Source organism: Escherichia sp. E4930, assembly GCF_005845405.1.
Taxonomy (GTDB): Bacteria; Pseudomonadota; Gammaproteobacteria; order Enterobacterales; family Enterobacteriaceae; genus Escherichia.
The window spans coordinates 107,941-132,805 of record NZ_VCDZ01000003.1 but is presented as its reverse complement, the minus strand read 5'-3'; the positions used below and the strand labels follow the sequence as shown (position 1 = coordinate 132,805).

General features: G+C 50.8%; 31 protein-coding genes. 16 read left to right on the top strand and 15 right to left on the bottom strand.

Features of this window, described 5'->3' with window-relative positions:
- Positions 1-47: 47 nt before the first annotated feature.
- From flgJ to flgB, 9 genes are all read right to left on the bottom strand, one after another.
- On the bottom strand, positions 48-989 hold the full coding sequence (gene flgJ / locus FFT88_RS03850; RefSeq protein WP_130215888.1) for a flagellar assembly peptidoglycan hydrolase FlgJ: 942 nt from the start codon (positions 987-989) through the stop codon (positions 48-50).
- The gene (gene flgI / locus FFT88_RS03845; protein WP_130215886.1) at positions 989-2,086 is read right to left on the bottom strand and encodes a flagellar basal body P-ring protein FlgI; all 1,098 of its coding nucleotides are present in this window, start codon (positions 2,084-2,086) and stop codon (positions 989-991) included. Before flgI ends, flgJ begins: the two co-directional genes overlap by 1 nt.
- 11 nt (positions 2,087-2,097) lie before the next feature.
- Positions 2,098-2,793 carry a flagellar basal body L-ring protein FlgH gene (flgH, locus tag FFT88_RS03840; RefSeq protein WP_130222889.1) on the bottom strand — a complete coding sequence of 232 codons (696 nt, stop codon included), beginning with the start codon at positions 2,791-2,793 and terminating at the stop codon, positions 2,098-2,100.
- A 43-nt stretch (positions 2,794-2,836) separates the two neighbouring features.
- Positions 2,837-3,619, bottom strand: a complete 783-nt coding sequence (gene flgG, locus FFT88_RS03835) for a flagellar basal-body rod protein FlgG (RefSeq protein ID WP_000625837.1) — start codon at positions 3,617-3,619, stop codon at positions 2,837-2,839.
- Positions 3,620-3,777: 158 nt separating this feature from the next.
- Positions 3,778-4,533, bottom strand: a complete 756-nt coding sequence (gene flgF, locus FFT88_RS03830) for a flagellar basal-body rod protein FlgF (RefSeq protein WP_135404187.1) — start codon at positions 4,531-4,533, stop codon at positions 3,778-3,780.
- 19 nt (positions 4,534-4,552) lie between these two features.
- Positions 4,553-5,758, bottom strand: coding sequence for a flagellar hook protein FlgE (gene flgE / locus FFT88_RS03825; RefSeq protein ID WP_130215880.1), 1,206 nt, complete (start codon positions 5,756-5,758; stop codon positions 4,553-4,555).
- A 24-nt stretch (positions 5,759-5,782) separates the two neighbouring features.
- A complete protein-coding gene (gene flgD / locus FFT88_RS03820; protein ID WP_064528545.1) occupies positions 5,783-6,478 on the bottom strand; it encodes a flagellar hook assembly protein FlgD in 696 nt (231 codons plus the stop codon).
- A gap of 11 nt (positions 6,479-6,489) precedes the next feature.
- The gene (flgC, locus tag FFT88_RS03815) at positions 6,490-6,894 is read right to left on the bottom strand and encodes a flagellar basal body rod protein FlgC (protein ID WP_001196460.1); all 405 of its coding nucleotides are present in this window, start codon (positions 6,892-6,894) and stop codon (positions 6,490-6,492) included.
- Between the two features lie 3 nt (positions 6,895-6,897).
- Complete coding sequence (gene flgB / locus FFT88_RS03810; protein WP_130216143.1) at positions 6,898-7,314, bottom strand: flagellar basal body rod protein FlgB; 417 nt, start codon at positions 7,312-7,314, stop codon at positions 6,898-6,900.
- A gap of 153 nt (positions 7,315-7,467) precedes the next feature.
- On the opposite strand from flgB, the gene flgA reads away from it, so the two are divergent.
- The 3 genes from flgA to flgN all read left to right on the top strand — a co-directional run bounded on the left by flgA (position 7,468) and on the right by flgN (position 8,916).
- Complete coding sequence (gene flgA, locus FFT88_RS03805) at positions 7,468-8,127, top strand: flagellar basal body P-ring formation chaperone FlgA (RefSeq protein ID WP_130215878.1); 660 nt, start codon at positions 7,468-7,470, stop codon at positions 8,125-8,127.
- 74 nt (positions 8,128-8,201) lie between these two features.
- Positions 8,202-8,495 (top strand): flagellar biosynthesis anti-sigma factor FlgM, encoded by a 294-nt coding sequence (gene flgM, locus FFT88_RS03800; protein ID WP_130205511.1) that lies wholly within the window; start codon positions 8,202-8,204, stop codon positions 8,493-8,495.
- 4 nt (positions 8,496-8,499) lie between these two features.
- The gene (flgN, locus tag FFT88_RS03795; protein WP_130205509.1) at positions 8,500-8,916 is read left to right on the top strand and encodes a flagella biosynthesis chaperone FlgN; all 417 of its coding nucleotides are present in this window, start codon (positions 8,500-8,502) and stop codon (positions 8,914-8,916) included.
- Positions 8,917-8,955: 39 nt separating this feature from the next.
- Here the strand turns inward: flgN and murJ are convergent, their stop codons facing one another.
- From murJ to rimJ, 4 genes are all read right to left on the bottom strand, one after another.
- Entirely contained in the window at positions 8,956-10,491 is a 1,536-nt protein-coding gene (murJ, locus tag FFT88_RS03790; protein WP_130222897.1) for a murein biosynthesis integral membrane protein MurJ, read from the bottom strand.
- Between the two features lie 109 nt (positions 10,492-10,600).
- The gene (locus tag FFT88_RS03785; RefSeq protein ID WP_130215874.1) at positions 10,601-11,524 is read right to left on the bottom strand and encodes a Gfo/Idh/MocA family oxidoreductase; all 924 of its coding nucleotides are present in this window, start codon (positions 11,522-11,524) and stop codon (positions 10,601-10,603) included.
- Position 11,525: 1 nt separating this feature from the next.
- Complete coding sequence (locus tag FFT88_RS03780) at positions 11,526-12,173, bottom strand: YceH family protein (protein WP_064528533.1); 648 nt, start codon at positions 12,171-12,173, stop codon at positions 11,526-11,528.
- A gap of 10 nt (positions 12,174-12,183) precedes the next feature.
- Positions 12,184-12,768 carry a ribosomal protein S5-alanine N-acetyltransferase gene (gene rimJ, locus FFT88_RS03775; protein ID WP_130205501.1) on the bottom strand — a complete coding sequence of 195 codons (585 nt, stop codon included), beginning with the start codon at positions 12,766-12,768 and terminating at the stop codon, positions 12,184-12,186.
- Between the two features lie 236 nt (positions 12,769-13,004).
- On the opposite strand from rimJ, the gene mdtH reads away from it, so the two are divergent.
- From mdtH to FFT88_RS03725, 10 genes are all read left to right on the top strand, one after another.
- Positions 13,005-14,213 carry a multidrug efflux MFS transporter MdtH gene (mdtH, locus tag FFT88_RS03770; RefSeq protein ID WP_135404186.1) on the top strand — a complete coding sequence of 403 codons (1,209 nt, stop codon included), beginning with the start codon at positions 13,005-13,007 and terminating at the stop codon, positions 14,211-14,213.
- Positions 14,214-14,276: 63 nt separating this feature from the next.
- Positions 14,277-14,924, top strand: coding sequence for a glutaredoxin 2 (gene grxB / locus FFT88_RS03765; RefSeq protein WP_135404185.1), 648 nt, complete (start codon positions 14,277-14,279; stop codon positions 14,922-14,924).
- A gap of 133 nt (positions 14,925-15,057) precedes the next feature.
- A complete protein-coding gene (locus FFT88_RS03760) occupies positions 15,058-15,618 on the top strand; it encodes a lipoprotein (RefSeq protein WP_064528527.1) in 561 nt (186 codons plus the stop codon).
- Positions 15,619-15,723: 105 nt separating this feature from the next.
- Positions 15,724-16,770, top strand: a complete 1,047-nt coding sequence (gene pyrC / locus FFT88_RS03755) for a dihydroorotase (protein ID WP_135404184.1) — start codon at positions 15,724-15,726, stop codon at positions 16,768-16,770.
- 73 nt (positions 16,771-16,843) lie between these two features.
- A complete protein-coding gene (dinI, locus tag FFT88_RS03750; RefSeq protein WP_001217771.1) occupies positions 16,844-17,089 on the top strand; it encodes a DNA damage-inducible protein I in 246 nt (81 codons plus the stop codon).
- Positions 17,090-17,373: 284 nt separating this feature from the next.
- Positions 17,374-17,628, top strand: a complete 255-nt coding sequence (bssS, locus tag FFT88_RS03745) for a biofilm formation regulator BssS (protein ID WP_000414435.1) — start codon at positions 17,374-17,376, stop codon at positions 17,626-17,628.
- 114 nt (positions 17,629-17,742) lie between these two features.
- Positions 17,743-18,861 carry an N-methyl-L-tryptophan oxidase gene (solA, locus tag FFT88_RS03740; RefSeq protein ID WP_130258288.1) on the top strand — a complete coding sequence of 373 codons (1,119 nt, stop codon included), beginning with the start codon at positions 17,743-17,745 and terminating at the stop codon, positions 18,859-18,861.
- Positions 18,862-18,908: 47 nt separating this feature from the next.
- The gene (locus FFT88_RS03735) at positions 18,909-19,022 is read left to right on the top strand and encodes a YceO family protein (protein WP_001253741.1); all 114 of its coding nucleotides are present in this window, start codon (positions 18,909-18,911) and stop codon (positions 19,020-19,022) included.
- A 261-nt stretch (positions 19,023-19,283) separates the two neighbouring features.
- Positions 19,284-19,850, top strand: coding sequence for a cytochrome b (locus FFT88_RS03730; protein ID WP_135404183.1), 567 nt, complete (start codon positions 19,284-19,286; stop codon positions 19,848-19,850).
- Between the two features lie 3 nt (positions 19,851-19,853).
- Entirely contained in the window at positions 19,854-20,429 is a 576-nt protein-coding gene (locus tag FFT88_RS03725) for a YceI family protein (protein ID WP_064528519.1), read from the top strand.
- Positions 20,430-20,470: 41 nt separating this feature from the next.
- Here FFT88_RS03725 and FFT88_RS03720 read toward each other — a convergent pair whose 3' ends face one another.
- Positions 20,471-21,523: a rhodanese-related sulfurtransferase gene (locus FFT88_RS03720; RefSeq protein WP_135404182.1), complete on the bottom strand. Its 1,053-nt coding sequence runs from the start codon at positions 21,521-21,523 to the stop codon at positions 20,471-20,473.
- Positions 21,524-21,746: 223 nt separating this feature from the next.
- On the opposite strand from FFT88_RS03720, the gene lpxL reads away from it, so the two are divergent.
- The 3 genes from lpxL (at position 21,747) to FFT88_RS03705 (ending at position 24,520) form a co-directional block, all read left to right on the top strand.
- Positions 21,747-22,667: a kdo(2)-lipid IV(A) lauroyltransferase gene (gene lpxL, locus FFT88_RS03715; RefSeq protein WP_130258286.1), complete on the top strand. Its 921-nt coding sequence runs from the start codon at positions 21,747-21,749 to the stop codon at positions 22,665-22,667.
- A 169-nt stretch (positions 22,668-22,836) separates the two neighbouring features.
- On the top strand, positions 22,837-24,063 hold the full coding sequence (mdtG, locus tag FFT88_RS03710) for a multidrug efflux MFS transporter MdtG (protein WP_135404459.1): 1,227 nt from the start codon (positions 22,837-22,839) through the stop codon (positions 24,061-24,063).
- 82 nt (positions 24,064-24,145) lie between these two features.
- Positions 24,146-24,520 carry a MysB family protein gene (locus FFT88_RS03705; RefSeq protein WP_130205483.1) on the top strand — a complete coding sequence of 125 codons (375 nt, stop codon included), beginning with the start codon at positions 24,146-24,148 and terminating at the stop codon, positions 24,518-24,520.
- Here the strand turns inward: FFT88_RS03705 and FFT88_RS03700 are convergent, their stop codons facing one another.
- Entirely contained in the window at positions 24,521-24,748 is a 228-nt protein-coding gene (locus FFT88_RS03700) for a YceK/YidQ family lipoprotein (protein ID WP_130205481.1), read from the bottom strand.
- Positions 24,749-24,865: the final 117 nt, after the last annotated feature.

Below are 24,865 nucleotides of genomic sequence, written 5' to 3'. Positions count from 1 at the left end.
TTCAATTACAGAGCATTATCGGCAGACACCCGCCGGACTTGAATTATTCAGAACAGATTATCGATACTCATACTGTAGGTTTTGCTCACCTTGTCGCTTACCGATTTCAATTGCTGAATCATATTGGTGAGTTTGCGGGCATACTCAGGATCGGTAGCATAGCCCGCGTCCTGTAATGCCTGCGCCCCCAACTCGGCGCTGGCAGCGCGAGTCACGGCGGCGTAGCGTGGATTACGGGTTAACAGCCCAACGTAATCTGACAATGCTTCGAAATAAGAACTGTAAACACGAAACTTCGCCTTAACTTTCTTCGCTTCGCCGTTTTCATATTCGGTAGTAGTGATTTCAGTAACTGGCCCTTTCCAGTTACCTGACGCTTTTACGCCAAACACGTTGTAGCTCGGCTCGCCATTTTCGCGACGAATTTGTCGTTGTCCCCAGCCTGATTCCAGTGCAGCCTGGGCGAGGATCAGGTGATGTGGCACACCGCTTTGCTGACTTGCCAATTGAGCTGGCTGCGAGAGCTGTGCAAGGAACGCTTTGCTGTCACCAGGCAACAAAGCATCGAAATTGTGCGGTAAAGCTTTTTGCACCATCTGCTTGAGCGCTTTATTTTGAAAACTCATCACTGTTTCAAGTGGGAATTTCATCGGTCCGGCAGGCATTTCTTCTGCGGACAATGGCTGCTCTGGCGTCATCTGTTTTACCATCATCTCCGCAAGTCCCAGACCTTTGCCTGCTGTCATCTGTTGGGCTATCTGCTGGTCATACATGCTGGTGTAGAGCCGGGTATTCTCGCTGCTGAACAGGCCATCTTTCGGTAAGGCTTCACGCATGCTTTTTAGCATCATCTGCACAAACATCCCTTCCACCTGGCGAGCTACCGGGCGAATATTTGCTGCTGGATCTTCGCCCGCTTTCGCTTTCAGATCGTTAAGTGATTGTGCATCCCAGGCGGCGCTCGCCAGCAGTTTGCTGTCGCTAATCATCAGATGATTTCCAGTTTTGCCCGCAGACATCCCGCGCTTTGCATAGATTGCAGTATGGACATTAAATCCATCGGGGTGGCTCCCAAGGCGTTGAGCGCGCGCACCACGTTATTGAGGCTGGCGCTGGAACGCACGCTTTGCAGCGAACCGCCGCTCTGGCGTAAGTCGATCTGTGTTTGTGGCGTTACCACGGTCTGCCCGCCACCAAACGGCGTATCTGGTTGGCTGACATTGGCCTGACGATTTACCGTAACCGAGAGATTGCCCTGCGCCACCGCGCAGCTGTCGAGGGTCACTTCACGATTCATCACCACCGAACCGGTGCGCGAGTTAATCACTACTTTGGCGTCCTGCGGGGTGACATTGACCTGCATATTCTGGATATCGGCAAGGAAACGCACCTGGGAACTATTACCGCTCGGCACACGTACCTGAATAGTTCGGGCATCTAACGCCGTGGCACTGCCGAATCCTCGGGTGCGATTGATGGTATCGGCGATCTGCTGCGCCATCGCGAAGTCTTCGTCATTTAGCTGCAAATTGAGGGTATTGCCAGCGCCGAATTGGCTGGGCAATTCGCGCTCAATAATCGCACCGTTGGTGATCCGCCCGCCATTCAGTTGGTTAACCTGAACACTGCTGCCTCCCGCTGATGCCCCTGCGCCTCCGACCAGAATATTGCCCTGCGCCAGCGCATAAACCTGGCTGTCGACGCCCTTAAGCGGTGTCATCAACAACGTACCGCCACGCAAGCTTTTGGCATTGCCCATGGAAGAAACCACCACATCGATGGTTTGCCCCTGGCGTCCAAACGGCGGAAGTGACGCCGTCACCATTACCGCAGCGACGTTTTTTAGCTGCATATTGGTGCCAGTCGGAACGGTAATTCCCAACTGTGAGAGCATGTTATTAAGCGTTTGAGTGGTAAACGGTGTCTGGGTCGTCTGATCGCCCGTACCGTCAAGGCCAACAACAAGACCATAACCAATCAGCGAGTTTTGCCGTACGCCCTGTACGCTGGTGAGATCGCGGATGCGGTCAGCCTGTGCAACGGTCGCTACCAGCAGAAGAATGAATACAGAGAGAAATTTAATCACCACAGCCTCACTTACATTGGCGACAGGTTAAGGAAGAAACGCTGTAACCAGCCCATGTTTTGTGCTTCGTTAATGTAGCCATTGCCAACGTACTCAATGCGCGCGTCTGCCACCTGGGTTGACGGTACAGTGTTGCTGCCACTGATAGTGCGTGGATTGACCACGCCGGAGAAACGAATAAATTCCGTACCCTGATTAATGGCTATCTGTTTTTCGCCCACCACATGCAGGTTGCCGTTGACCAGCACCTGATCAACCGTCACGGTCAAGGTACCGCTAAAGGTATTGCTGGCATTCGCCCCGCCTTTACCATTGAAGCTATTACCGCCAGAGGCATCGACATCGGCACGGGCATTACCAAACAGCCCCTGCAAATAGCGCGGCACAGTATCAAACCCGAAGTTGGTTTTTCCGTCGCGGCTGGCATTAGCAGACGAACTCTTGCTGGCGCTGACGTTTTCCTGCAACACAATAGTCAGCGTATCGCCGATATTGCGTGGTCGGCGATCTTCAAATAACGGCTGATAGCCATAATTAATCGGCTGGGCAGACTGAAAAATGGAACCATTGGCGACGGGCGTCGGGCCGGGTACAGGTTGTGCCGTGGTCACCCCCTGCACCAGTGGGGTAGACGGGATCCAGGCGCAGCCGGTCAGTGAAAGCACCAACAAGGTGGAAATGCCGTATTTTTTTCGCATGGCTATCATCTTCAAAAATCAATAAACCGGTAAGTTGCCCTACCGGTATGCTTTAGAGTTGCGTCAGTTTTTGCAGCATCTGGTCGGTGGTGGATACCGCTTTACTGTTGATTTCGTAGGCGCGCTGTACCTGAATCATGTTGACCAGTTCCTCCGCCACGTTGACGTTAGACGTTTCAACATATCCTTGATACAACAGCCCAGCGCCGTTCAGACCTGGCGTGCTTTCGTTCGGTGCGCCGGAGGATTGTGTTTCGGTGTAGAGGTTTTCGCCAATGCTCTCCAGGCCAGTGTCGTTCATAAACGTGGTCAGATTGAGTTGTCCAACCTGAACCGGAGCAGCCTGGCCTTGCTGGGTAACGCTGACCACGCCATCACGACCAATGGTAATACTTAACGCATTCGCCGGAATGGTGATTGCTGGCTGCACCTGAAAACCGCCCGCCGTCACCAGTTGTCCGTTCTGATCCACCTGAAAAGAGCCGTCGCGGGTATAGGCTGATGAGCCATCCGGCAGCATGACCTGGAAAAAGCCCTGCCCTTTAATCGCCACATCTTTGCTGTTATTGGTTTGCGACAGGTTGCCCTGGCTGTGTAAGCGTTCAGTGGCGACCGGACGTACTCCCGTACCGATTTGTAACCCGGATGGCAAGGTAGTTTGTTCGGAAGACTGCGCGCCAGGCTGGCGAATAGTTTGATAAAGTAAATCTTCAAACACCGCCCGCTGGCGCTTGAAACCATTGGTACTGACGTTTGCCAGGTTGTTGGCAATGACGTCCATATTGGTTTGCTGGGCGTCAAGGCCCGTTTTGGCGATCCATAATGAACTGATCATAAAATGTCCTGTAGTGGATTGCTGACAAATCGCATATGTCTTCTTGCCGGATGCGGCGTAAACGCCTTATCCGGCCTACAAGAGCTCGCAAAATCAATAAATTGCGAATCATCCCGCAGGCCCGTCGGGCAACTTATGTTTGTCATGTATCCTTTCAATTAACTCATCGACAGCAGTTGGTTGCCGCGACCAGCGTTATCATCGACGCTGCTTATTACCTTCATCTGCATTTCAAAACGCCGCGCACTGGCAATCATGTCGCTCATTGCCGAAACGGCATTGACGTTGCTACCTTCCAGCACGCCCGACATCACCCGTAACGTCGGGTCAGCCTGTAACACCGGACCACGCGTGGCCTGACTTTCCGCACTCAAACGAAAGATCCCATCATCACCACGCTGCACTTCACTGCCCGTGGCTTTCACCAGTTTCAACCGTCCTACTGGCGCAACGGTATTTGCCGGATCGCCCGGATTGAGCGCCGAAATGGTGCCATCGGCGGCGATAGTAATTTCCGCCCCTTCCGGCACGGCAATCGGCCCCGCCTCGCCAATCACCGGATACCCCTGAATCGTCAGTTGTCCACCGGGATCAACCTGAATGCTGCCATTACGCGTATACCCTTCGCTGCCGTCAGCGGTCTGCACGGCCAGCCAGCCATCCTGCTGCAACGCAACATCCAGGGGGCGCGAGGTGTAATCCATCTTGCCGGACGTCATATCTGCACCTGGCGTAGAGGCCGTCACCAGAGTGCGTGTGGGCAGAGAAAGCCCTTCCACCGGCACTGCGCGCAAGGCGTTTAACTGCGCGCGAAAACCGGGCGTGGAGGCATTCGCCAGATTGCTGGCGGTCACCGCCTGTTGATTCAGCGTCTGGCTGGCGGCGCCCATCGCGGTATAGATTGCGTGATCCATCGAGCTATCCCGTCAGCAATTAGCGTAAGTTAACCAGCGTGTTGAGGATCTGGTCCTGAGTTTTGATGGTCTGAGCGTTAGACTGATAGTTACGCTGGGCGACAATCATATTGACCAGTTCTTTGCTGAGATCGACGTTGGACGCTTCCAGGGCGCCGTTGGTCAGTGCGCCAAAATTGCCGGTCCCGGCGGTTCCCAGCAGCGCGACACCAGAAGATTGCGTTGCAGACCAGACGTTGTCCCCCTCTGATGCCAGCCCTTCGTTGTTGGCAAAGTTGGCCAGCACAATCTGCCCCAGCAATTGGGTTTGTTCGTTCGAATAGTTCCCGACTACCGTGCCGTCATCGTTGATTTGATAACTCACCAGATCGCCCGGTTTGTAACCGTTCTGGGTGGTTGCCACAATATTGTTAGCGCCGGTGTTTTGCTGCATAGAGTTGAGGAAGCTGAGGGAGAATGTCGCAGGATCCGCGCCATTAATCGCGCCAGTGGTAATATCCTTTGTTGGATCCGACGTCAGAACACCATTGGCATCAAATTCCAGTGTTGTCGCTATCGTTGCAATGCTGTTTGGAGCACTACTATCCTGGGTGTAGACATCCCAGGTATTATCTTGCGTCTTCACAAAGTAGACGCTCATGTCATGGGCATTACCCTGACTGTCATACACCGTTACCGAACCTTTTTTGTTATAGCTATCGGCATCACTGGCGCTGAATGGCGTAACGGTAGGAAGCGTATCACTGGAGTTAAGGTTAATCTGCATGGACGCCGTGGTCGTGGTCTTCGCCGCCATCAAGGTATTTGGAATCGAAATATTGCCCGGATTCGCCCCTTGCTGGATGGTCGGAGGCGTACCGGTTGCCGGATACCCGGTCAACTGTAAACCTTGCATATTCACAAGGTTACGGTTTTCATCCAGTTTGAATTGCCCGTTACGGCTGTAAAACACCGAACCGTTACTGTCTACCAGACGGAAAAAACCGTTCTGGCTGATAGCAACGTCCAGCCCACGACCAGTATTTGTGGTAGTGCCATCGGTAAAATCCTGAGTGATGCCTGCAACTTTTACTCCCAGTCCCACTTTCGAACCAGCAAACATATCAGCAAAAGAAGCCGTGCCGGATTTAAAGCCATAGGTGGCGGAGTTGGCGATATTGTTGCCAATGACATCGAGATTGGTGGCGGCAGCGTTTAATCCGCTAACCGCTTGAGAAAAGGCCATGACTGACTCCTGAAATGTGAAGGCTTAAATTATCTGCCGTACTTCGTCGAGGGTGGTGGTGCCGTAAGTGCCGAGATCCAGCGTGTTACCGTTATTGCCGCGAATCACGCCCTGTACCAGCGCAAACTGCAATGGCTGGGCAACCAACTGCGTACCGCCGTTGCTGGCACTAATTGCCACGTTATAAGAACCGTTCGGCGCGGTCGTACCATCAGTCAACGTGCCGTCCCAGGTGAAACTGTGGACTCCGGCGCTGAGCTCACCAATATCAATGGTGCGCACAACTGCGCCATTTTTATCGGTTATGGTTGCGGTTACTTTATCTGCAGCCTGTTGCAGCTCAACACCAAACGGCGTGGTGGTGGTCACCGCCCCTTCTTCACTGCCAGTACCGGCAAGAATGGTGGTGCCGGGGATCATCACGCCGTGACCAATCAGGTTGCTGGCCTGTAGTGACTGGCTGTTATCAATCTGCCCGGAAATCGAACCGAGTGTGGTGTTGAGCTTTTCAATCCCGCTGACCGTGCTGATTTGCGCCAGTTGTGACGTCAGCTCGTTGTTTTCCATTGGATTGGTCGGATCCTGGTTTTTCAGTTGCGCCACCAGCAACGTCAGAAAGCTGCTCTGTAAATCGGCGGCGTTACTGCCCGTAATCGAACTACTGCTGGTAGTGCTGACGCCGGTATTTGTCGGATCGGTGGTGGTTACCGCAATGGACATGGCTTTCTCCTTTATTGACCGAGCGTGAGGGTTTTCAGCATCATGCTTTTCACCGTATTGAGTACTTCAACGTTGGCCTGATAGCTGCGCGACGCCGACATGGTGTTAACCATCTCGCCTACCACATCGACGTTTGGCATTTTCACGTAGCCCTTCGCGTCCGCCAGCGGATTACCCGGTTCATAGACCAGTTTGTCCGGGGCCTGGCTTTCAATCACGTCAGCCACTTTGACTCCGCCCGTCGCTGCCCCTGGCGCGGCGTTCACCTGGAACACCACCTGTTTTGCCCGATACGGCTGACCATCTGGCCCCGTCACGCTGTCGGCGTTGGCCAGGTTGCTGGCAGCCACGTTCAGACGCTGAGACTGAGCGGTTAACGCCGATCCGGCGATATCAAAAATATTCAGCAGTGCCATCCGTTAATTTCCGCTTTGTAATACGTTCATCATGCCTTTGATTTGTCCGCTCAACGCGCTAAGGCTCATCTGGTATTGCAGGCTGTTATCGGCAAACTGGGTGCGTTCGCGATCCATATCCACGGTATTGCCGTCCAGTGAAGGCTGGTCCGGAATACGGTATTGCAATTCTGTGGCAGGAGGTGACAACGCCTGTGCTGGAATATGCTGCGACGAGGTCAACGTCAGCGCGACCACGCTGGTTTCATCTCTCCCGCGCTGCATCACTTTTTTAAGTTCACTGGCAAAATCCATATCGCGCGCCTGATAACCAGGGGTATCGGCATTGGCGATATTTGCCGCCAGCACTTCCTGACGCTGGGCGCGCAGATTGAGTGCCTCTTGTTGAAAACGTAAGGCGGCGTCGAGCTTATCGAGCATATCTCCTCCGCAGATATCAAAATTCTGCCGTCAGCTTAAAGGCTTTACGCGCGCGTTATCGGCGGAATAAAAGCAAAATGGGTTGCTATTTATGCCGTTGATGGTCATTGCGTACGGGTACAATTCAGGCTGTGAAAATGGCCGGGGGCAAAAATGCTGACAATAATGCGCTGTGTGGCGATCATCTCGATGTTGTTCAGTCCACTTAGTGCGGCTGGCGATTTTCCCTCACAATTGCAAACCTTTTTCGTTGCACAACTGGCAGGGCTAAGTGATGAGGTCAACGTCTCTATTCGTACTGCTCCCAATTTATTGCCGCCATGCGAACAGCCGCTGCTTTCCATGACTAATAACGCCCGCCTGTGGGGCAATGTGAATGTGCTGGCACGTTGTGGCAACGATAAGCATTACGTGCAAGTGAATGTACAGGCGACAGGGAATTATGTTGTTGCAGCAATGCCTGTTGTGCGTGGGGGAAAGCTTGACGCAGGCAGTGTAAAACTTAAACGTGGCAGACTGGATACACTACCGCCGCGTACCGTTCTGGATGTTAATCAACTGGTTGATGCGGTTAGCCTGCGCGATTTGGTCCCCGAACAACCTATACAGCTGACTATGCTGCGTCAGGCCTGGCGGGTAAAAGCAGGACAACGCGTTAACGTGATTGCCAGTGGCGATGGGTTCAGTGCAAATGCTGAAGGTCTGGCGCTGAATAACGCTTCCGTCGCGCAAAAGGCCCGCGTGAGAATGATATCGGGTCAGGTAGTCAGTGGCGTAGTGGATGCCGATGGGAATATTCTTATAAACCTGTAAGCTATTAAAGATTGCCCGTCCATTGCCGATAAATAAGCAACAAATGATAAAGCGCCCTCAATGAGGAATAAACCATGAGTATTGACCGCACTTCCCCCCTGAAGCCTGTAAGCACCGTTCAGCCACGTGAAACCAGTGACGCTCCGGTAGCCAATACCCGCGCAGCAAAAACGACGGCTACCGCCAGTACTAACGTCAAGTTAAGCGATGCGCAGGCCACACTGATGCAACCGGGCAGCAGTGATATCAATCTTGAACGCGTTGAAGCATTAAAATTGGCGATTCGTAATGGTGAACTAAAAATGGATGTCGGCAAAATTGCCGATGCGCTGATCAACGAAGTGCAACAAGATTTAATGAGTAAATAATCAGATGCCGCGTCTTGCTGAGATTCTCAACCAGATGTCTGTGGTGCTTAACGAGCTTAATATAGTGATGGTCCAGGAGCAGCAACATCTCTCTATGGGGCAGTTCACCGGTAGCCAGTTGCAACATATTACAGAACAAAAAAGCTCAATGCTGGCGACTCTGGATTACCTGGAACAGCTGCGTCGACAGGCACCGGATACAGAAATAAGTGAAGATATTGCGCAATGCTGGCAGGAAATCACCGAGAAAACGCAGCAATTGCGCCAGTTAAATCAGCATAACGGCTGGCTACTGGAAGGGCAGATTGAGCGCAATCAACAGGCACTGGAAATGCTGAAACCACATCAGGAGCCGACACTGTACGGGGCGAACGGTCAGACCTCAACACCCTGGCGCGGTGGTAAAAAGATTTCTATTTGAAGATTTTCTCCGGCCTGCGATGCAGGCCGGAATTCTACGTTAAGCAGTACGACGAGCAAATTCTTTTACTTTGAAGCCCAACACGGCCAGTGCGGCAAAGTATGCTGCAATTCCCGCGACAACAACCGCCATCAAACGCAGTAAACGCCACGGCATAGTGCCCAACGACCAGTCCGGCATAATATGCAACATGCCTAAAAGCACACCCGACATCACCAGAACCGCCACAAGTAAACGCAGCAGAAACGCAGTCCAGCCGGGTTGTGGGGTAAAGATTTTCTGCTTACGCAACTGCCAGTAAAGCAACGAAGCATTCAGACACGCCGCCAGACCAATGGAAAGCGACAGTCCGGCATGTTTCAACGGGCCGATAAATGCAAGGTTCATCAATTGCGTCAAAATCAGCGTGACGATGGCAATTTTCACCGGCGTTTTAATGTCCTGCCGTGAATAAAAGCCCGGAGCCAGCACTTTCACCACAATCAGGCCAATCAAACCTACCGAGTAGGCAATTAACGCCCGCTGGGTCATCAACGCATCAAAGGCGGTAAATTTACCGTACTGGAACAGCGAAACAGTTAACGGACCGGAGAGGATGCCCAGCGCCACCGCACTTGGCAGCGCCAGCAGGAAACAAAGACGCAGCCCCCAGTCCATCAGACGGTTGTATTCATCGTGATTACCGCTGGCAAAACTTTTCGACAGCGACGGCAGCAAAATGGTCCCCAGCGCCACGCCCAGTACACCAGACGGAAACTCCATCAAACGGTCGGCGTAATACATCCATGACACCGAGCCGGAGGCAAGAAATGAGGCAAAAATAGTGTTGATGATTAAGGAAATCTGGCTAACAGAGACGCCAAGAATCGCCGGCCCCATCTGTTTCACTACGCGCATCGCCCCGGCATCGTGGAAGTTAATGCGCGGCAATACCAACATGCCAATCTTCTTCAGATGCGGTAGCTGATAAACCAGTTGCAGGATGCCGCCCACCGTAACTGCCCACGCCAGCGCCAGCACGGGTGGATTAAAGTACGGCGCAGCAAACAGCGCAAAGCCAATCATGCTGATGTTGAGTAACGTTGGGGCAAATGCCGGAATCGAGAAACGGTTCCAGGTATTCAGAATTGCCCCCACCAGCGATGCCAGCGAAATCAACAAGATATAGGGAAAGGTAATCTGTAATAGCTGGGTGGTCAGGGCGAATTTGTCGGCAGTATCCGCAAAGCCCGGCGCGGTTACCATGATCACCCACGGCGCGGCAAGCATACCGGCGACCGTCACAACCGCCAGCGCCAGCGTCAGCAGACCAGAGACATAAGAGACAAAGACCCGCGTGGCATCTTCACCCTGCTTGCTTTTATATTCCGCCAGAATCGGCACGAAAGCCTGGGAGAATGCGCCTTCTGCAAAGATACGGCGTAACAAGTTAGGAAGTTTGAACGCGACAAAAAAGGCGTCGGTTGCCATCCCTGCGCCAAATATTCTGGCGACAATAGCGTCGCGTGCGAAGCCAAGCACACGCGAAAACATGGTCATCGAGCTGACGGCGGCCAGCGATTTTAATAAATTCATCGGTGTTCTAATCCAGACCCACGGGCAAAACGCCTGCAAGGCAGGCGCTGAAAGAGGCGAATAGTCTACCTGGATTATGGTGAATTGCTACCGCCAGATGTTACAGGGTTTATTCACTCATCGCATCGCGCCAGATCTTATCAACGATGCGCTGCGCCAGCACCGCCTGTTCACCCGCGGTTTGCGGAACTGTTTGATTTTGCACGCATTCAATGAAATGGCGCGCGCAACCGACAAATCCACGCTGCTCGAGGGTACTTTGCCAGCCAGGAATCGGTTTATGCACCACGCCCTGACCACGCTCCTCACGCCATTCACGCATATCGGTGATGTCGATTAATGCCCCTTCAGTCACTGCCAGCACCGCTTCACGCTGACTTCCGGCACGACGATGCATACAGGTGGTGATTTGTAACTGACCTGCCGAAAAATGGTGCTCGGCAAACAGCATTTCGCCGGACTCATTGGTCAGCAACGTACCGCTTTCGAGAGTTGCATTGCCGCCAGACAACCACAGCGCGGTATCAACCACATGCAAATAATCATCCAGCAAAGTGAAATAAAGATCGTGTGGTCCGACGCTATTGGTACGATGTTTATCCATTCTTAGCGAGGACGCGCTGGCAAGCTGTGTTTTTAACTCACAGTACAGCGGCGCGAAACGGCGGTTAAAGCCGACCATCAGTGTCAGTTTTTTGCGCGCTGCGAGTTCAACCAGTCGCTCGGCATCGCGCAGATTTTCCGCCAGCGGTTTATCGACACAGACATGTACACCTGCATTTAATAATGCACTGACCACCTCAAAATGACTGGCGGTGCTGGAGTGGACAAATACCGCATCGCAACTGGCGGCAAGGTTAGATAACGAATCGGCGTAAGGAATGCGCCAGCTTTCACAAATTGAGATGGCTTTCTCACGCGTTGGCGACCACGCCCCTTGTAGCGTCCAGTCAGACGCCGCTGCCAGCACTGGCAGCCACGCTTTTTGCGCGATGCCGCCTAAACCCACTACGCCGATACGTAATTTTTTCACGTTAATCTCCCAGATGGGCCAGCAACGAATCAAGACGCTGTTTCAGCTCTGCCACCTCGATTTCCAGGGCTTCGACGCGGGATTGTAAATCACCGCCAACCGCGTCCGACGTTTCCGTAAGCACAGGCTGATCATCCACCTCGCCACTGAAAAGATGCATATAGCGGCTTTCGCGTTTACCCGGTTCGCGAGCCAGACGAACGACAAAAGGCCCATCTTCGCGATTAGCCAGTTGTTCCAGCGTCGTTTCTACTTCCGTCATATCGCTGAATTCATACATCCGCGCCGCGCGACTGCGCAGTTCACCTGGCGTCTGAGCACCACGCAACAACAAGGTGGTAATTAATGCGACTTCCGCGGCGCTAAGTTTCAGGTCACCAAACTCAGAGTTGCAGAAACGCTGTTCATATTTGGTGACTCGATTACCAAAGCCACTCACCGTGCGCAGATAATGGCGTTTTACCAGATTATCCAGTTGCTCCTGCACCTCGGATTCGCTCAGATTCATTACCGGTTCACGGTTTGTTTTCTGGTTACAGGCCGTTACCACGCCATTCACGGAAAGCGGGTATTGCTCTGGCGTCGTCACCTGTTTTTCCAGCAAACAACCAATCACACGGGCTTCCAGTGCGGTAAGTTGATACTTCATGAAATTCTCCTTAGCGGCCGGGCGTCCAGTCCGGGGTGGTTAATGCCGTCAGTACGTGATCGCGCCATTTTCCATCAATCAACAAATAATCTTTCGCATAGCCTTCTTTTTCAAACCCCAACCGCGCCAGCAAATCACCGCTGCGTTTATTGTGCGGCATATAGTTGGCCATAATGCGATGAATATGTTGGGTACGTTGCATATAGCGAATGGCGGCGGTCAGAGCTTCAAACATCAGTCCTTTACCCTGCCATTTTTGTCCGATTGAATAACCGAGATAACAGGCGTGAAAAGAGCCGCGTACCACATTGGAAAAATTGGCTACGCCAATAATCTCTTTCTCATCTGGATCAAATAATCCAAAGTAAAAGGCTGAGCCCTGTTTATGAAATTCGTTAATCATGCTTAACCTGGCCTGCCAGCCTGAAGGATAGCAGTGGCTTTCATCGCGCACCGGCTCCCAGGGCTTCAGGAAATGGCGATTCTCTGCGTAATAATCCGCCAGTCGCCAGGCATCACGCTCATGCACCAGACGCACGACCAGTCGGTCGGTGGTTAAGCGCACTTTTGGCACGTTACTGCGATAGCCAAACATTCTATACCTACTCCTTCCCGTAACGTCTTTAATACGCTGTAAGTATTACTATACCTGCACAACCAGAGCCTGTGAAAAGTCCAAAATGCCATTTTCTGCATTATTCACATATTGGATAAAAATTCTCTATCAAAGCGACGTTTTGATAAAAAAAATATTGTCCCCGATATGATGGGAAAAATCTTAGCAGCAATGCAGAATAGAAAGTGCTCATCTTTTATTTCCCGGGAGGGGAAATGTCGCGCGTATCGCAGGCGAGGAACCTGGGTAAATATTTCCTTCTCGTCGATAATATGCTGGTCGTGCTGGGGTTCTTTGTTGTCTTCCCGCTGATCTCTATCCGCTTCGTTGATCAAATGGGCTGGGCCGCTGTAATGGTCGGTATTGCCCTCGGTCTGCGTCAGTTCATTCAGCAAGGATTAGGCATTTTCGGTGGTGCTATTGCCGACCGTTTTGGCGCTAAACCGATGATCGTTACCGGTATGCTGATGCGCGCCGCCGGATTCGCCACCATGGGCATCGCCCATGAGCCCTGGATGCTGTGGTTTTCTTGTTTGCTCTCGGGCCTCGGCGGTACGTTATTTGATCCGCCGCGTTCGGCGCTGGTGGTGAAATTAATTCGTCCGGAACAACGGGGCCGTTTTTTCTCCCTGTTGATGATGCAGGACAGTGCTGGTGCGGTCATTGGCGCGCTGTTGGGGAGTTGGTTATTGCAATACGATTTTCGCCTGGTCTGCGCCACGGGGGCAATTCTGTTTGTATTGTGTGCAGCGTTTAACGCCTGGCTGTTGCCCGCATGGAAACTCTCTACCGTGCGTACGCCAGTCCGCGAAGGCATGACCCGCGTGATGCGCGATAAACGTTTTGTCACCTATGTCCTGACACTCGCGGGCTACTACATGCTGGCTGTGCAGGTGATGTTGATGCTGCCGATTATGGTCAACGACGTTTCCGGAGCGCCCTCTGCCGTTAAATGGATGTATGCCATCGAAGCGTGTCTGTCGTTAACGTTGCTCTACCCTATCGCCCGCTGGAGCGAAAAGCGTTTTCGTCTGGAACACCGGTTGATGGCGGGGCTACTGGTGATGTCACTAAGCATGATACCCGTGGGCATGGTCAGCGGCCTGCAACAACTTTTCACCCTGATTTGTCTGTTTTATATTGGCTCGATCATTGCCGAACCTGCGCGTGAAACTCTTAGCGCCTCGTTAGCAGATGCACGAGCGCGCGGCAGTTATATGGGATTTAGTCGGCTGGGCCTGGCGATAGGCGGCGCTATTGGCTATATCGGCGGCGGCTGGCTGTTTGACCTGGGTAAATCCACGCAACAACCGGAGTTGCCGTGGATGATGTTGGGCGTTATTGGCATCATCACCTTCCTTGCGTTGGGCTGGCAATTTAGCCATAAACGTGCCGCGCGTCGGTTGCTGGAACACGACGCCTGATTTGATACCCCCCCCTGACTCCTCCATACTGAAAGTGAACTGACAGCCAAATGGAGGAGTCACGTGAAGCTATATATTTACGATCACTGCCCTTACTGCCTCAAAGCCCGCATGATTTTCGGCCTGAAAAATATCCCCGTCGAATTACACGTTCTGCTCAACGACGATGCAGAAACACCCACCCGGATGGTCGGTCAAAAACAGGTTCCCATTCTGCAAAAAGATGACAGCCGCTATATGCCAGAAAGCATGGACATTGTTCACTATGTTGATAAGCTCGACGGCAAACCGTTACTGACTGGTAAACGCTCCGCCGCCATTGAAGAGTGGCTGCGCAAGGTCAACGGCTATGCCAATAAACTGCTGTTGCCGCGTTTTGCCAAATCGGCTTTTGATGAGTTTTCTACTCCCGCCGCACGCAAATACTTCATCGACAAGAAAGAGGCCAGCGCGGGTAATTTTGCCGAGTTTCTCTCTCATTCTGATGGGTTAATTAAAAATATCAGCGATGATTTACGTGCACTGGATAAACTCATCGTCAAGCCAAACGCCGTAAATGGCGAGCTTTCGGAAGATGACATTCAACTTTTTCCGCTGCTGCGTAATCTGACGCTGGTTGCAGGAATAAACTGGCCAAGCCGCGTCGCTGATTACCGCGATAACATGGCTAAACAGACGCAAATCAACTTACTATCATCAATGGCGATTTAATCCTGACCTGCCGCGGCAGCCTGTATTCGCGGGTTGCCGCTGTTTTCAGTTTTTTCTGCTGGCGAGTTTATCGCTGGTGACACATGCTGCGTTGTGTCAGGATATTGACGCAGATTTCATGTCGAGGACTACCATGAACAAGTTTTTATTTGCCGCTGCATTAATCGTCAGTGGCCTGCTCGTTGGCTGTAATCAACTCACCCAATACACCATCACCGAACAAGAGATTAACCAGTCGCTTGCGAAACATAATAATTTCTCAAAAGATATCGGTTTGCCCGGCGTGGCTGACGCCCATATAGTGCTGACAAACCTGACCAGCCAAATTGGTCGTGAAGAACCTAATAAGGTTACCCTAACCGGGGACGCCAATCTGGATATGAACTCTCTGTTCGGTAGCCAAAAAGCAACCATGAAACTGAAGCTAAAAGCGCTGCCTGTGTTTGATAAAGAGAAAGGCGCTATCTTCCTGAAAGAGATGGAAGTGGTCGACGCGACCGTGCAGCCGGAAAAAATGCAAACCGTGATGCAAACGTTACTTCCCTATTTGAATCAGGCATTACGCAATTACTTTAACCAGCAGCCGGCTTACATCCTGCGCGAAGATGGCAGCAAAGGCGAAGCAATGGCTAAAAAACTGGCAAAAGGCATTGAAGTGAAACCAGGTGAAATAGTCATTCCGTTCACTGATTAATTACGAGGGCGTATTTGCGCCCTTTATTTTTCGTGCAAAGGAAAACGTTTCCGCTTATCCTTTGTGTCCGGCAAAAACATCCCTTCAGCCGGAGCATAGAAATTAATGACTGCACCATCCCAGGTATTAAAGATCCGCCGCCCAGACGACTGGCACCTTCACCTCCGCGATGGCGACATGTTAAAAACTGTCGTGCCGTATACCAGCGAAACCTATGGTCGGGCCATCGTTATGCCCAATCTGGCACCGCCTGTAACAACCGTTGAGGCTGCTGTGGCTTATCGCCAACGTATCCTTGACGCCGTACCGGACGGACACGATTTCACCCCGCTGATGACCTGTTATTTAACAGACTCGATGGACCCCAATGAGCTGGAGCGTGGATTTAACGAAGGCGTGTTCACCGCCGCAAAACTTTACCCTGCGAACGCCACCACCAACTCCAGCCACGGTGTGACGTCGGTTGACGCTATCATGCCAGTACTTGAGCGCATGGAAAAAATCGGCATGCCGCTGCTGGTGCATGGTGAAGTGACCCATGCTGACATCGACATTTTTGACCGTGAAGCGCGCTTTATTGAGACGGTCATGGAGCCGCTACGCCAGCGCCTGACCGCGCTGAAAGTCGTTTTTGAGCACATCACCACCAAAGACGCTGCCGACTATGTCCGTGACGGAAATGAACTATTGGCTGCCACCATTACTCCCCAGCATCTGATGTTTAACCGTAACCATATGCTGGTTGGCGGTGTGCGTCCGCATCTCTACTGTCTGCCGATCCTCAAACGCAATATTCACCAACAGGCGCTGCGTGAGCTGGTCGCCAGTGGTTTTGATCGCGTTTTTCTGGGTACCGATTCCGCGCCACATGCCCGTCATCGTAAAGAGAGTAGCTGCGGCTGTGCAGGTTGCTTTAATGCGCCATCGGCACTGGGTAGCTATGCAACCGTATTTGAAGAGATGAATGCACTACAGCATTTTGAAGCATTCTGTTCTTTAAACGGGCCGAAATTCTATGGATTACCGGTCAACGACACATTCATCGAACTGGTACGTGAAGAGCAACAGGTTGCTGAAAGCATCGCACTGACTGATGACACACTGGTGCCATTCCTCGCCGGGGAAACGGTACGCTGGTCCGTTAAACAATAAAAATCGTAGCTTCCTGTTGTCATTAGGTTATTTTAACTGTATAAATAACCAGTATATTCAACAGGGGGCTATTATGCGAATTGAAGTCACCATAGCGAAAACTTCTCCACTACCCACTGGGGCCATTGACGCTCTGGCGGGTGAACTTTCTCGTCGCATTCAGTATGCGTTTCCGGACAATGAAGGTCACGTATCGGTACGATATGCTGCGGCAAATAATTTATCGGTTATTGGCGCAACAAAAGAAGATAAACAGCGCATTAGCGAAATTCTACAAGAAACGTGGGAAAGCGCCGATGACTGGTTTGTTAGCGAATAATATGCAGTGATGTTTGCTTTTGCCGGGTCGCCCCGGCTTTTTTATATTTTAAGATTGTTCGTACAAATTTTACACTCCCTCAAAATAATTGCACAATATGCTAAAAAAATATGAACGACATGCTGTTTTATTGTTCATATAAATCTTAAAAGCAAAAAAATATCTCACTACCCCTTTAAAATTTCGGTGAATAGCCATATTTATTGATATACTGAAGTTGCTTCAGATAAAAACGCATTGAACCTCGAATAACGTTGTCTAGTAACACGAATTAGGGGGCCATGATGGAAAAAAACAATGAAGTCATTCAGACTCATCCGCTCGTAGGGTGGGACATCAGCACCGTTGATAGTTATGATGCGCTGATGTTGCGTTTGCACTACCAGACCCCAAATAAGTCCGAGCAGGAAGGGACTGAAGTTGGTCAGACACTCTGGTTAACTACTGATGTTGCCAGACAATTTATTTCGATATTAGAAGCAGGAATCGCCAAAATTGAATCTGGTGATTTCCATGTCAATGAGTATCGTCGTCATTAACATGACATGACCATCCACCCAAAAGGCACCTTAACGGTGCCTTTACCATTTCTGGGTTGTATATCGTTTGTTACTTATTTACTCTGCTTAAACCATGAGAGCAGAGAGAAAAAAATGAAATACGATCTCATCATTATTGGCAGCGGTTCCGTAGGCGCTGCAGCCGGGTATTATGCCACCCAGGCCGGTTTGAAAGTGCTGATGACCGACAGCCATATGCCGCCACATCAACACGGCAGTCACCACGGAGATACCCGATTAATTCGCCATGCTTATGGCGAAGGCGAAAAGTATGTCCCGCTAGTACTCCGTGCGCAAACCCTGTGGGATGAACTCTCCCGTCACAACGAAGAAGACCCCGTTTTTGTGCGCTCCGGCGTCATCAACCTCGGCCCTGCCGACTCCGAGTTTCTCGCCAATGTCGCCCACAGCGCGGAACAATGGCAACTCAACGTCGAAAAACTGGATGCACAGACAATTATGGCCCGCTGGCCGGAAATACGCGTTCCTGACAACTATATCGGGCTATTTGAGGCCGATTCCGGTTTTTTACGCAGCGAACTGGCAATTAAAACCTGGATCAAACTGGCGAATGAAGCTGGCTGCGCGCAACTGTTTAACTGTCCGGTCACCGCAATTCGTCATGATGATAACGGCGTAACTATTGAAACGGCGGACGGCGAGTACCAGGCGAAGAAAGCGATCGTCTGTGCGGGTACCTGGGTAAAAGAGCTGCTACCAGAACTGCCCATCCAGCCCGTACGTAAAGTATTCGCCTGGTATCAGGCCGATGGCCGCTATAGCGTGAAGAATAAATTCCCGGCCTTTACCGGTGAATTGCCCAATGGCGATCAATACTACGGTTTTCCGGCGGAAAACGATGCTCTGAAGATTGGGAAACATAACGGTGGTCAGGTCATTCATTCAGCGGATGAACGTGTTCCGTTTGCGGAAATCGACAGTGACGGCTCCGAAGCTTTCCCATTCTTACGTAGTGTGTTGCCTGGTATCGGCTGCTGCCTGTATGGCGCTGCTTGCACCTATGATAATTCGCCTGACGAAGATTTTATTATCGATACCCTACCCGGACACGCTAATACGCTACTGATTACCGGCCTGAGTGGGCATGGCTTTAAATTTGCTTCGGTATTAGGGGAAATAGCCGCTGACTTTGCGCAAGACAAAAAAATCGATTTTGATTTAACGCCATTCCGGCTTTCCCGCTTCCAATAATCATCATCACGGCCTCTAAGTTGAGGCCGTTTTTACAGGAGCTTTTAATGCGTCGCCTGGTGAACTATCTCATCAATAATATTCGCGAACATCTCATGCTTTATCTTTTTCTCTGGGGGGTATTGGCGATTATGGATCTGATCTATGTGTTTTATTTTTAATCACCAGGCGCTGACACAAACTGACAAAAATTTAATTTCCCTTTCATTTGGCGTGAAAATTTGAATAAGCTCATTCCAGTCGCAACAGCATTCACCAGACATCCCTCAGCCTGGAACCACTAAACTTATGAAGGTTCTTTCATTATTAAATCAAAATTATTGAAATAAAAATAAATATCATTCGGATTGTTGTTTTTAAGTTGCAATTCATCTCATGACAGGCCATTTTCATTACCTCGTGAATATGTTCTGGATGCAGTTATGCAATTCATAAATTCCCCTCAACGCTATGGTGTTATTTCTGCCGCTTTACATTGGCTGACGGCAATTATTGTCTATGGCATGTTTGCTTTAGGTTTGTGGATGGTAACGTTAAGTTATTACGACGGTTGGTATCACAAGGCGCCAGAGTTGCATAAAAGTATCGGTATTCTGTTAATGATGGGGCTGGTTATTCGCGTTCTCTGGCGTTTAATTTCTCCTCCGCCTGGCCCATTGAAAAGCTATTCCCCCGGTATACGTTACGGAGCGAAAGCAGGCCATCTGGCACTTTATCTTTTGCTCTTTGCTATTGGCTTGAGCGGCTACCTTATTTCGACCGCCGATGGCAAACCCATCAGCATCTTTGGTTGGTTTGAAATACCCGCAACGCTTGCCGACGCAGGCACGCAAGCTGACTTAGCAGGAGCTCTACATTTCTGGTTTGCCTGGAGTGTCGTCGTCCTGTCAGTTATGCACGGATTTATGGCACTGAAACATCATTTCATCGATAAAGACGACACACTGAAGCGCATGCTGGGAAAGTCGTCATCTGACTATGGAGTATAAAAAATGAAAAAAAGCCTGCTTGGTTTAACCTTCGCTTCCCTGTTGTTCTCTGCCGGTTCAGCTATCGCTGCCGATTACAAAATCGACAAAGAAGGCCAGCACGCCTTTGTCAATTTCCGCATTCAACATCTGGGCTACAGCTGGGTTTACGGCACGTTTAAAGATTTCGACGGTACTTTTACGTTTGATGAAAAGAATCCGGCTGCCGATAAAGTCAATGTCACCATTAACACCACCAGCGTAGATACCAACCATGCCGAGCGCGATAAACATCTGCGTAGCGCGGATTTCCTCAACACAGCAAAATATCCGCAGGCAACCTTTACGTCCACTAGCGTAAAGAAAGACGGTGACGAGCTGGATATCACAGGTGATCTGACACTGAATGGCGTAACTAAACCAGTAACGCTGGAAGCGAAGTTGATTGGCCAGGGCGACGATCCGTGGGGAGGTAAACGTGCTGGCTTCGAAGCTGAAGGTAAAATTAAGCTGAAAGACTTCAATATCAAGTCAGATTTAGGTCCAGCCTCTCAGGAAGTTGATCTGATTATTTCGGTGGAAGGTGTACAGCAGAAATAATGCTGAAATGTTGCCGGATGACGCGCATCCGGCAATGATGTTTATTCCGCTGGATCAGGTATGCCCAGTGTCGTATTCAGGCGTCCCCGCGACTTATTGAAGATTTTATTGCCATTTTCTCGCCCGACTCGACGGCGTCGCTGTTCTTCTGGCGGTAACGCGCTCTCTTCGCAGCAAATCTCACTACAACACCCCTTGAATTTCTCAGCACATGTCGGACACTGGATAAACAGCAAGTGACAGCCATCATTTTTACAGTTGGTATGGCTGTCACATGGCGTGCCGCACTGATGGCAATGCGCAATAACTTCATCAGAGATGCGCTCGCCCATCCGTTCGTCAAAAACGAAATTTTTGCCAACAAAACGCACTGGTAAGCCTTGTTCACGCGCCTTACGGGCGTATTCAATAATGCCGCCTTCAATATGCCAGACTTTATTAAAGCCGTTATGCTTCATCCAGGCACTGGCCTTTTCGCAACGAATGCCACCAGTGCAGTACATGACGATTTTTTTATCTTTATGCGTCTGCATCATCTCAACCGCTTTCGGCAGTTGTTCACGAAAGGTATCAGCCGGAATTTCTAACGCATTTTCGAAATGACCGACTTCATATTCATAGTGGTTGCGCATGTCGATAAACAGCGTATCGGGATCATCAAGCATGGCATTCACTTCCGCCGCTTGCAGGTATTCCCCGACATTAGTGGCATCAAATTGAGGATCGTCAATCCCGTCAGCGACAATCCGCTCGCGGACCTTCATGCGCAGCACCCAGAAGGATTTCCCGTCATCATCCAACGCAATATTCAGGCGTAAACCCTCTAACGCAGGATCAAAAGCATAAAGCTGTGCGCGAAATGTCTCGACGTTGCTCCCTGGTACACTAATTTGTGCGTTGATCCCCTCATGAGCCAGATAGACCCGGCCAAAAACATTCAACGAAGCAAATAGCTGATATAAAGCATCGCGGGTCACTTTAGGATCGGCAATATGGAAATATTTATAAAACGAAATGGTGGTGCGCGGTTCACTCTCGGCCAGCATTTTGGCTTTCAGTGCGTCGTTGGAAATGCGGTTGTGTAACACTGGCATGGTGTACGGTTCCTGCGAGGTGGGAAAGTAAAATCCGGCGCATGATATAGCAATAATCGCAAATTAACATCCACACTTTTTACGCTACATTTGCGCATTAAAAATTATTAATAGTTTACATGCGCGGCATTTTCGCCCAGTCTTCAGCCTCAAATTTTGGTTGAGGGCGAAAAAATGCGACAATACATACAATTGCCCGTATAGGTTGAAAGACAGGATTGATATGACGAATCTACCCAAGTTCTCCACCGCACTGCTTCATCCGCGTTATTGGTTAACCTGGTTGGGTATTGGCGTACTTTGGTTGGTCGTGCAATTGCCCTACCCGATTATCTATCGCCTCGGCTGTGTGACAGGACGACTGGCGTTACGTTTTATGAAACGACGCGCCAAAATTGTGCATCGCAACCTGGAACTGTGCTTCCCGGAAATGAGCGAACAAGAGCGCCAGCAGATGGTGATTAAGAATTTTGAATCCGTTGGCATGGGACTGATGGAAACCGGCATGGCATGGTTCTGGCCAGAAAGTCGGGTTGCCCGCTGGACGGAAGTTATCGGCATGGAGCATGTCCGTGACGTGCAGGCGCAAAAGCGTGGCATCCTGTTAGTTGGCATCCATTTTCTGACGCTGGAACTCGGTGCACGACAATTTGGAATGCAGGAGCCGGGGATCGGGGTTTATCGCCCAAATGACAATCCATTGATCGACTGGCTGCAAACCTGGGGCCGCCTGCGTTCGAATAAATCAATGCTCGATCGCAAAGATTTAAAAGGGATGATTAAAGCACTTAAAAAAGGTGAAGTCGTCTGGTATGCGCCGGATCACGATTACGGTCCGCGCTCGAGCGTTTTTGTGCCATTGTTCGCCGTTGAGCAGGCGGCAACCACTAGCGGCACCTGGATGTTGGCACGAATGTCCGGCGCATGTCTGGTGCCATTTGTCCCTCGTCGTAAGCCGGACGGCAAAGGTTATCAATTGATCATGCTGCCGCCAGAGTGTTCACCGCCTCTGGATAACGCTGAAACCACCGCCGCGTGGATGAACAAAGTGGTCGAAAAATGCATCATGATGGCGCCAGAACAATACATGTGGTTGCATCGCCGCTTCAAAACACGCCCGGAAGGCGTTCCTTCACGTTACTAACCTTCTTTATGCCGGATGCGCAGCATCGCATCCGGCACATCAACATCCCCCCCTGATTTAGCGATAAAAGCTCTCTGCATTGCGTCACTTATAAGTCAGGCGCATAATTAGTGTGCTTATCTTTTATTCTCTTGTTCACCGCGCCCTGGCGCACCAACAGCGAATTGCTATGTCACCCTGTGAAAATGACACTCCCATAAACTGGAAACGAAACCTGCTCGTTGCCTGGCTTGGCTGTTTTCTTACCGGCGCCGCCTTCAGTCTGGTAATGCCGTTCTTACCCCTCTACGTTGAGCAACTTGGCGTTACGGGCCACTCGGCGCTAAATATGTGGTCAGGGATTGTCTTCAGTATTACCTTTCTATTTTCCGCCATTGCTTCTCCGTTCTGGGGAGGATTAGCTGACCGCAAAGGTCGAAAAATTATGCTCCTGCGCTCTGCCCTCGGGATGGGTATCGTGATGGTGCTGATGGGGGTAGTGCAAAATATCTGGCAATTTCTGATCCTGCGAGCATTGCTGGGTCTGCTCGGTGGATTTGTCCCTAATGCCAACGCACTAATCGCCACTCAGGTCCCACGCAATAAAAGCGGCTGGGCGCTGGGTACGCTCTCTACCGGTGGGGTTAGCGGCGCGCTGCTCGGCCCCATGGCTGGCGGCTTGCTCGCCGATAACTACGGCTTACGTCCGGTATTTTTTATTACCGCCAGTGTGCTAATACTCTGCTTTTTCGTCACCCTGTTTTGTATCAAAGAGAAATTCCAGCCAGTCAGCAAAAAAGAGATGCTGCACATGCGGGATGTCGTGACAACGCTTAAAAACCCGAAGCTGGTACTTAGCCTGTTTGTCACAACATTAATCATCCAGGTCGCCACCGGTTCAATCGCGCCAATTCTGACACTCTATGTCCGCGAACTGGCGGGGAATGTCAGTAATGTTGCTTTTGTCAGTGGCATGATTGCCTCGGTCCCCGGCGTGGCTGCGCTACTTAGCGCGCCACGGCTTGGCAAACTGGGGGATCGTATCGGGCCGGAGAAGATCCTGATAACGGCGCTGCTCTTTTCTGTGCTGCTGTTAATCCCTATGTCTTACGTCCAGACACCATTCCAACTGGGGGTTTTACGCTTTTTACTTGGAGCCGCTGATGGCGCGTTACTCCCCGCGGTACAAACGCTACTGGTCTATAACTCAACAAACCAAATCGCCGGACGAATTTTCAGCTACAACCAGTCATTTCGTGATATTGGCAACGTTACGGGACCATTGATGGGCGCGGCTATCTCGGCAAACTATGGTTTCCGCGCAGTGTTTCTGGTCACCGCAGGAGTTGTGTTGTTTAACGCGGTTTATTCCTGGAACAGTTTGCGTCGCCGCCGATTGCCCCAAGTGACAGGCTGATTTTTCGCCTTTCATACTTGCAAAAGCGCATAATCAGCTATTCTTTCCCTGAATACATCATCAAATCAAAGGGAGAATCGTGATGACTATGTACGCAACGCTTGAAGAAGCCATTGATGCCGCACGGGAAGAATTTCTTGCTGACAACCCCGGAATCGATGCAGATGAAGCAAATGTGCAACAGTTCAATGTCCAGAAATACATTCTGCAAGATGGCGACATTATGTGGCAGGTTGAGTTTTTTGCTGATGAAGGCGAAGAAGGTGAATGTCTGCCAATGTTCAGCGGTGAAGCTGCACAAAGCGTCTTTGACGGCGATTATGATGAAATTGAAATCCGCCAGGAATGGCAGGATGAAAATACGCTGCATGAATGGGACGAAGGCGAATTTCAGCTTGAGCCGCCTCTGGATACTGAAGAAGGACGCGCTGCCGCCGATGAATGGGATGAGCGTTAATTACTCATATGGCCCATGTTGAATATCAATGGGCAGGAGTAAGGTATCAAAGACGAGGGAGAACGGCAGATCGAGGATCGTAACATAGCGCCATGCGGAGTCACGAACATCCCATTGCACTCCGGGATAATATTGGTTGCCATGCCCCTGCCCCGGTAAAGTGCGGCTAATGATGCTGCCACAGCCACTCAGTAAGGTAACCATGATGCCTACCACAATGAAACGCATTTGATACCTCTTTCCTAAAAAAATACCGGCATTACGCCGGTATTTTTATTGGCTCGTTGTTTTTGCCGGATGCAGCGTGAACGCCTTATCCGACCTACAAAATCTTGCAAACTCAAT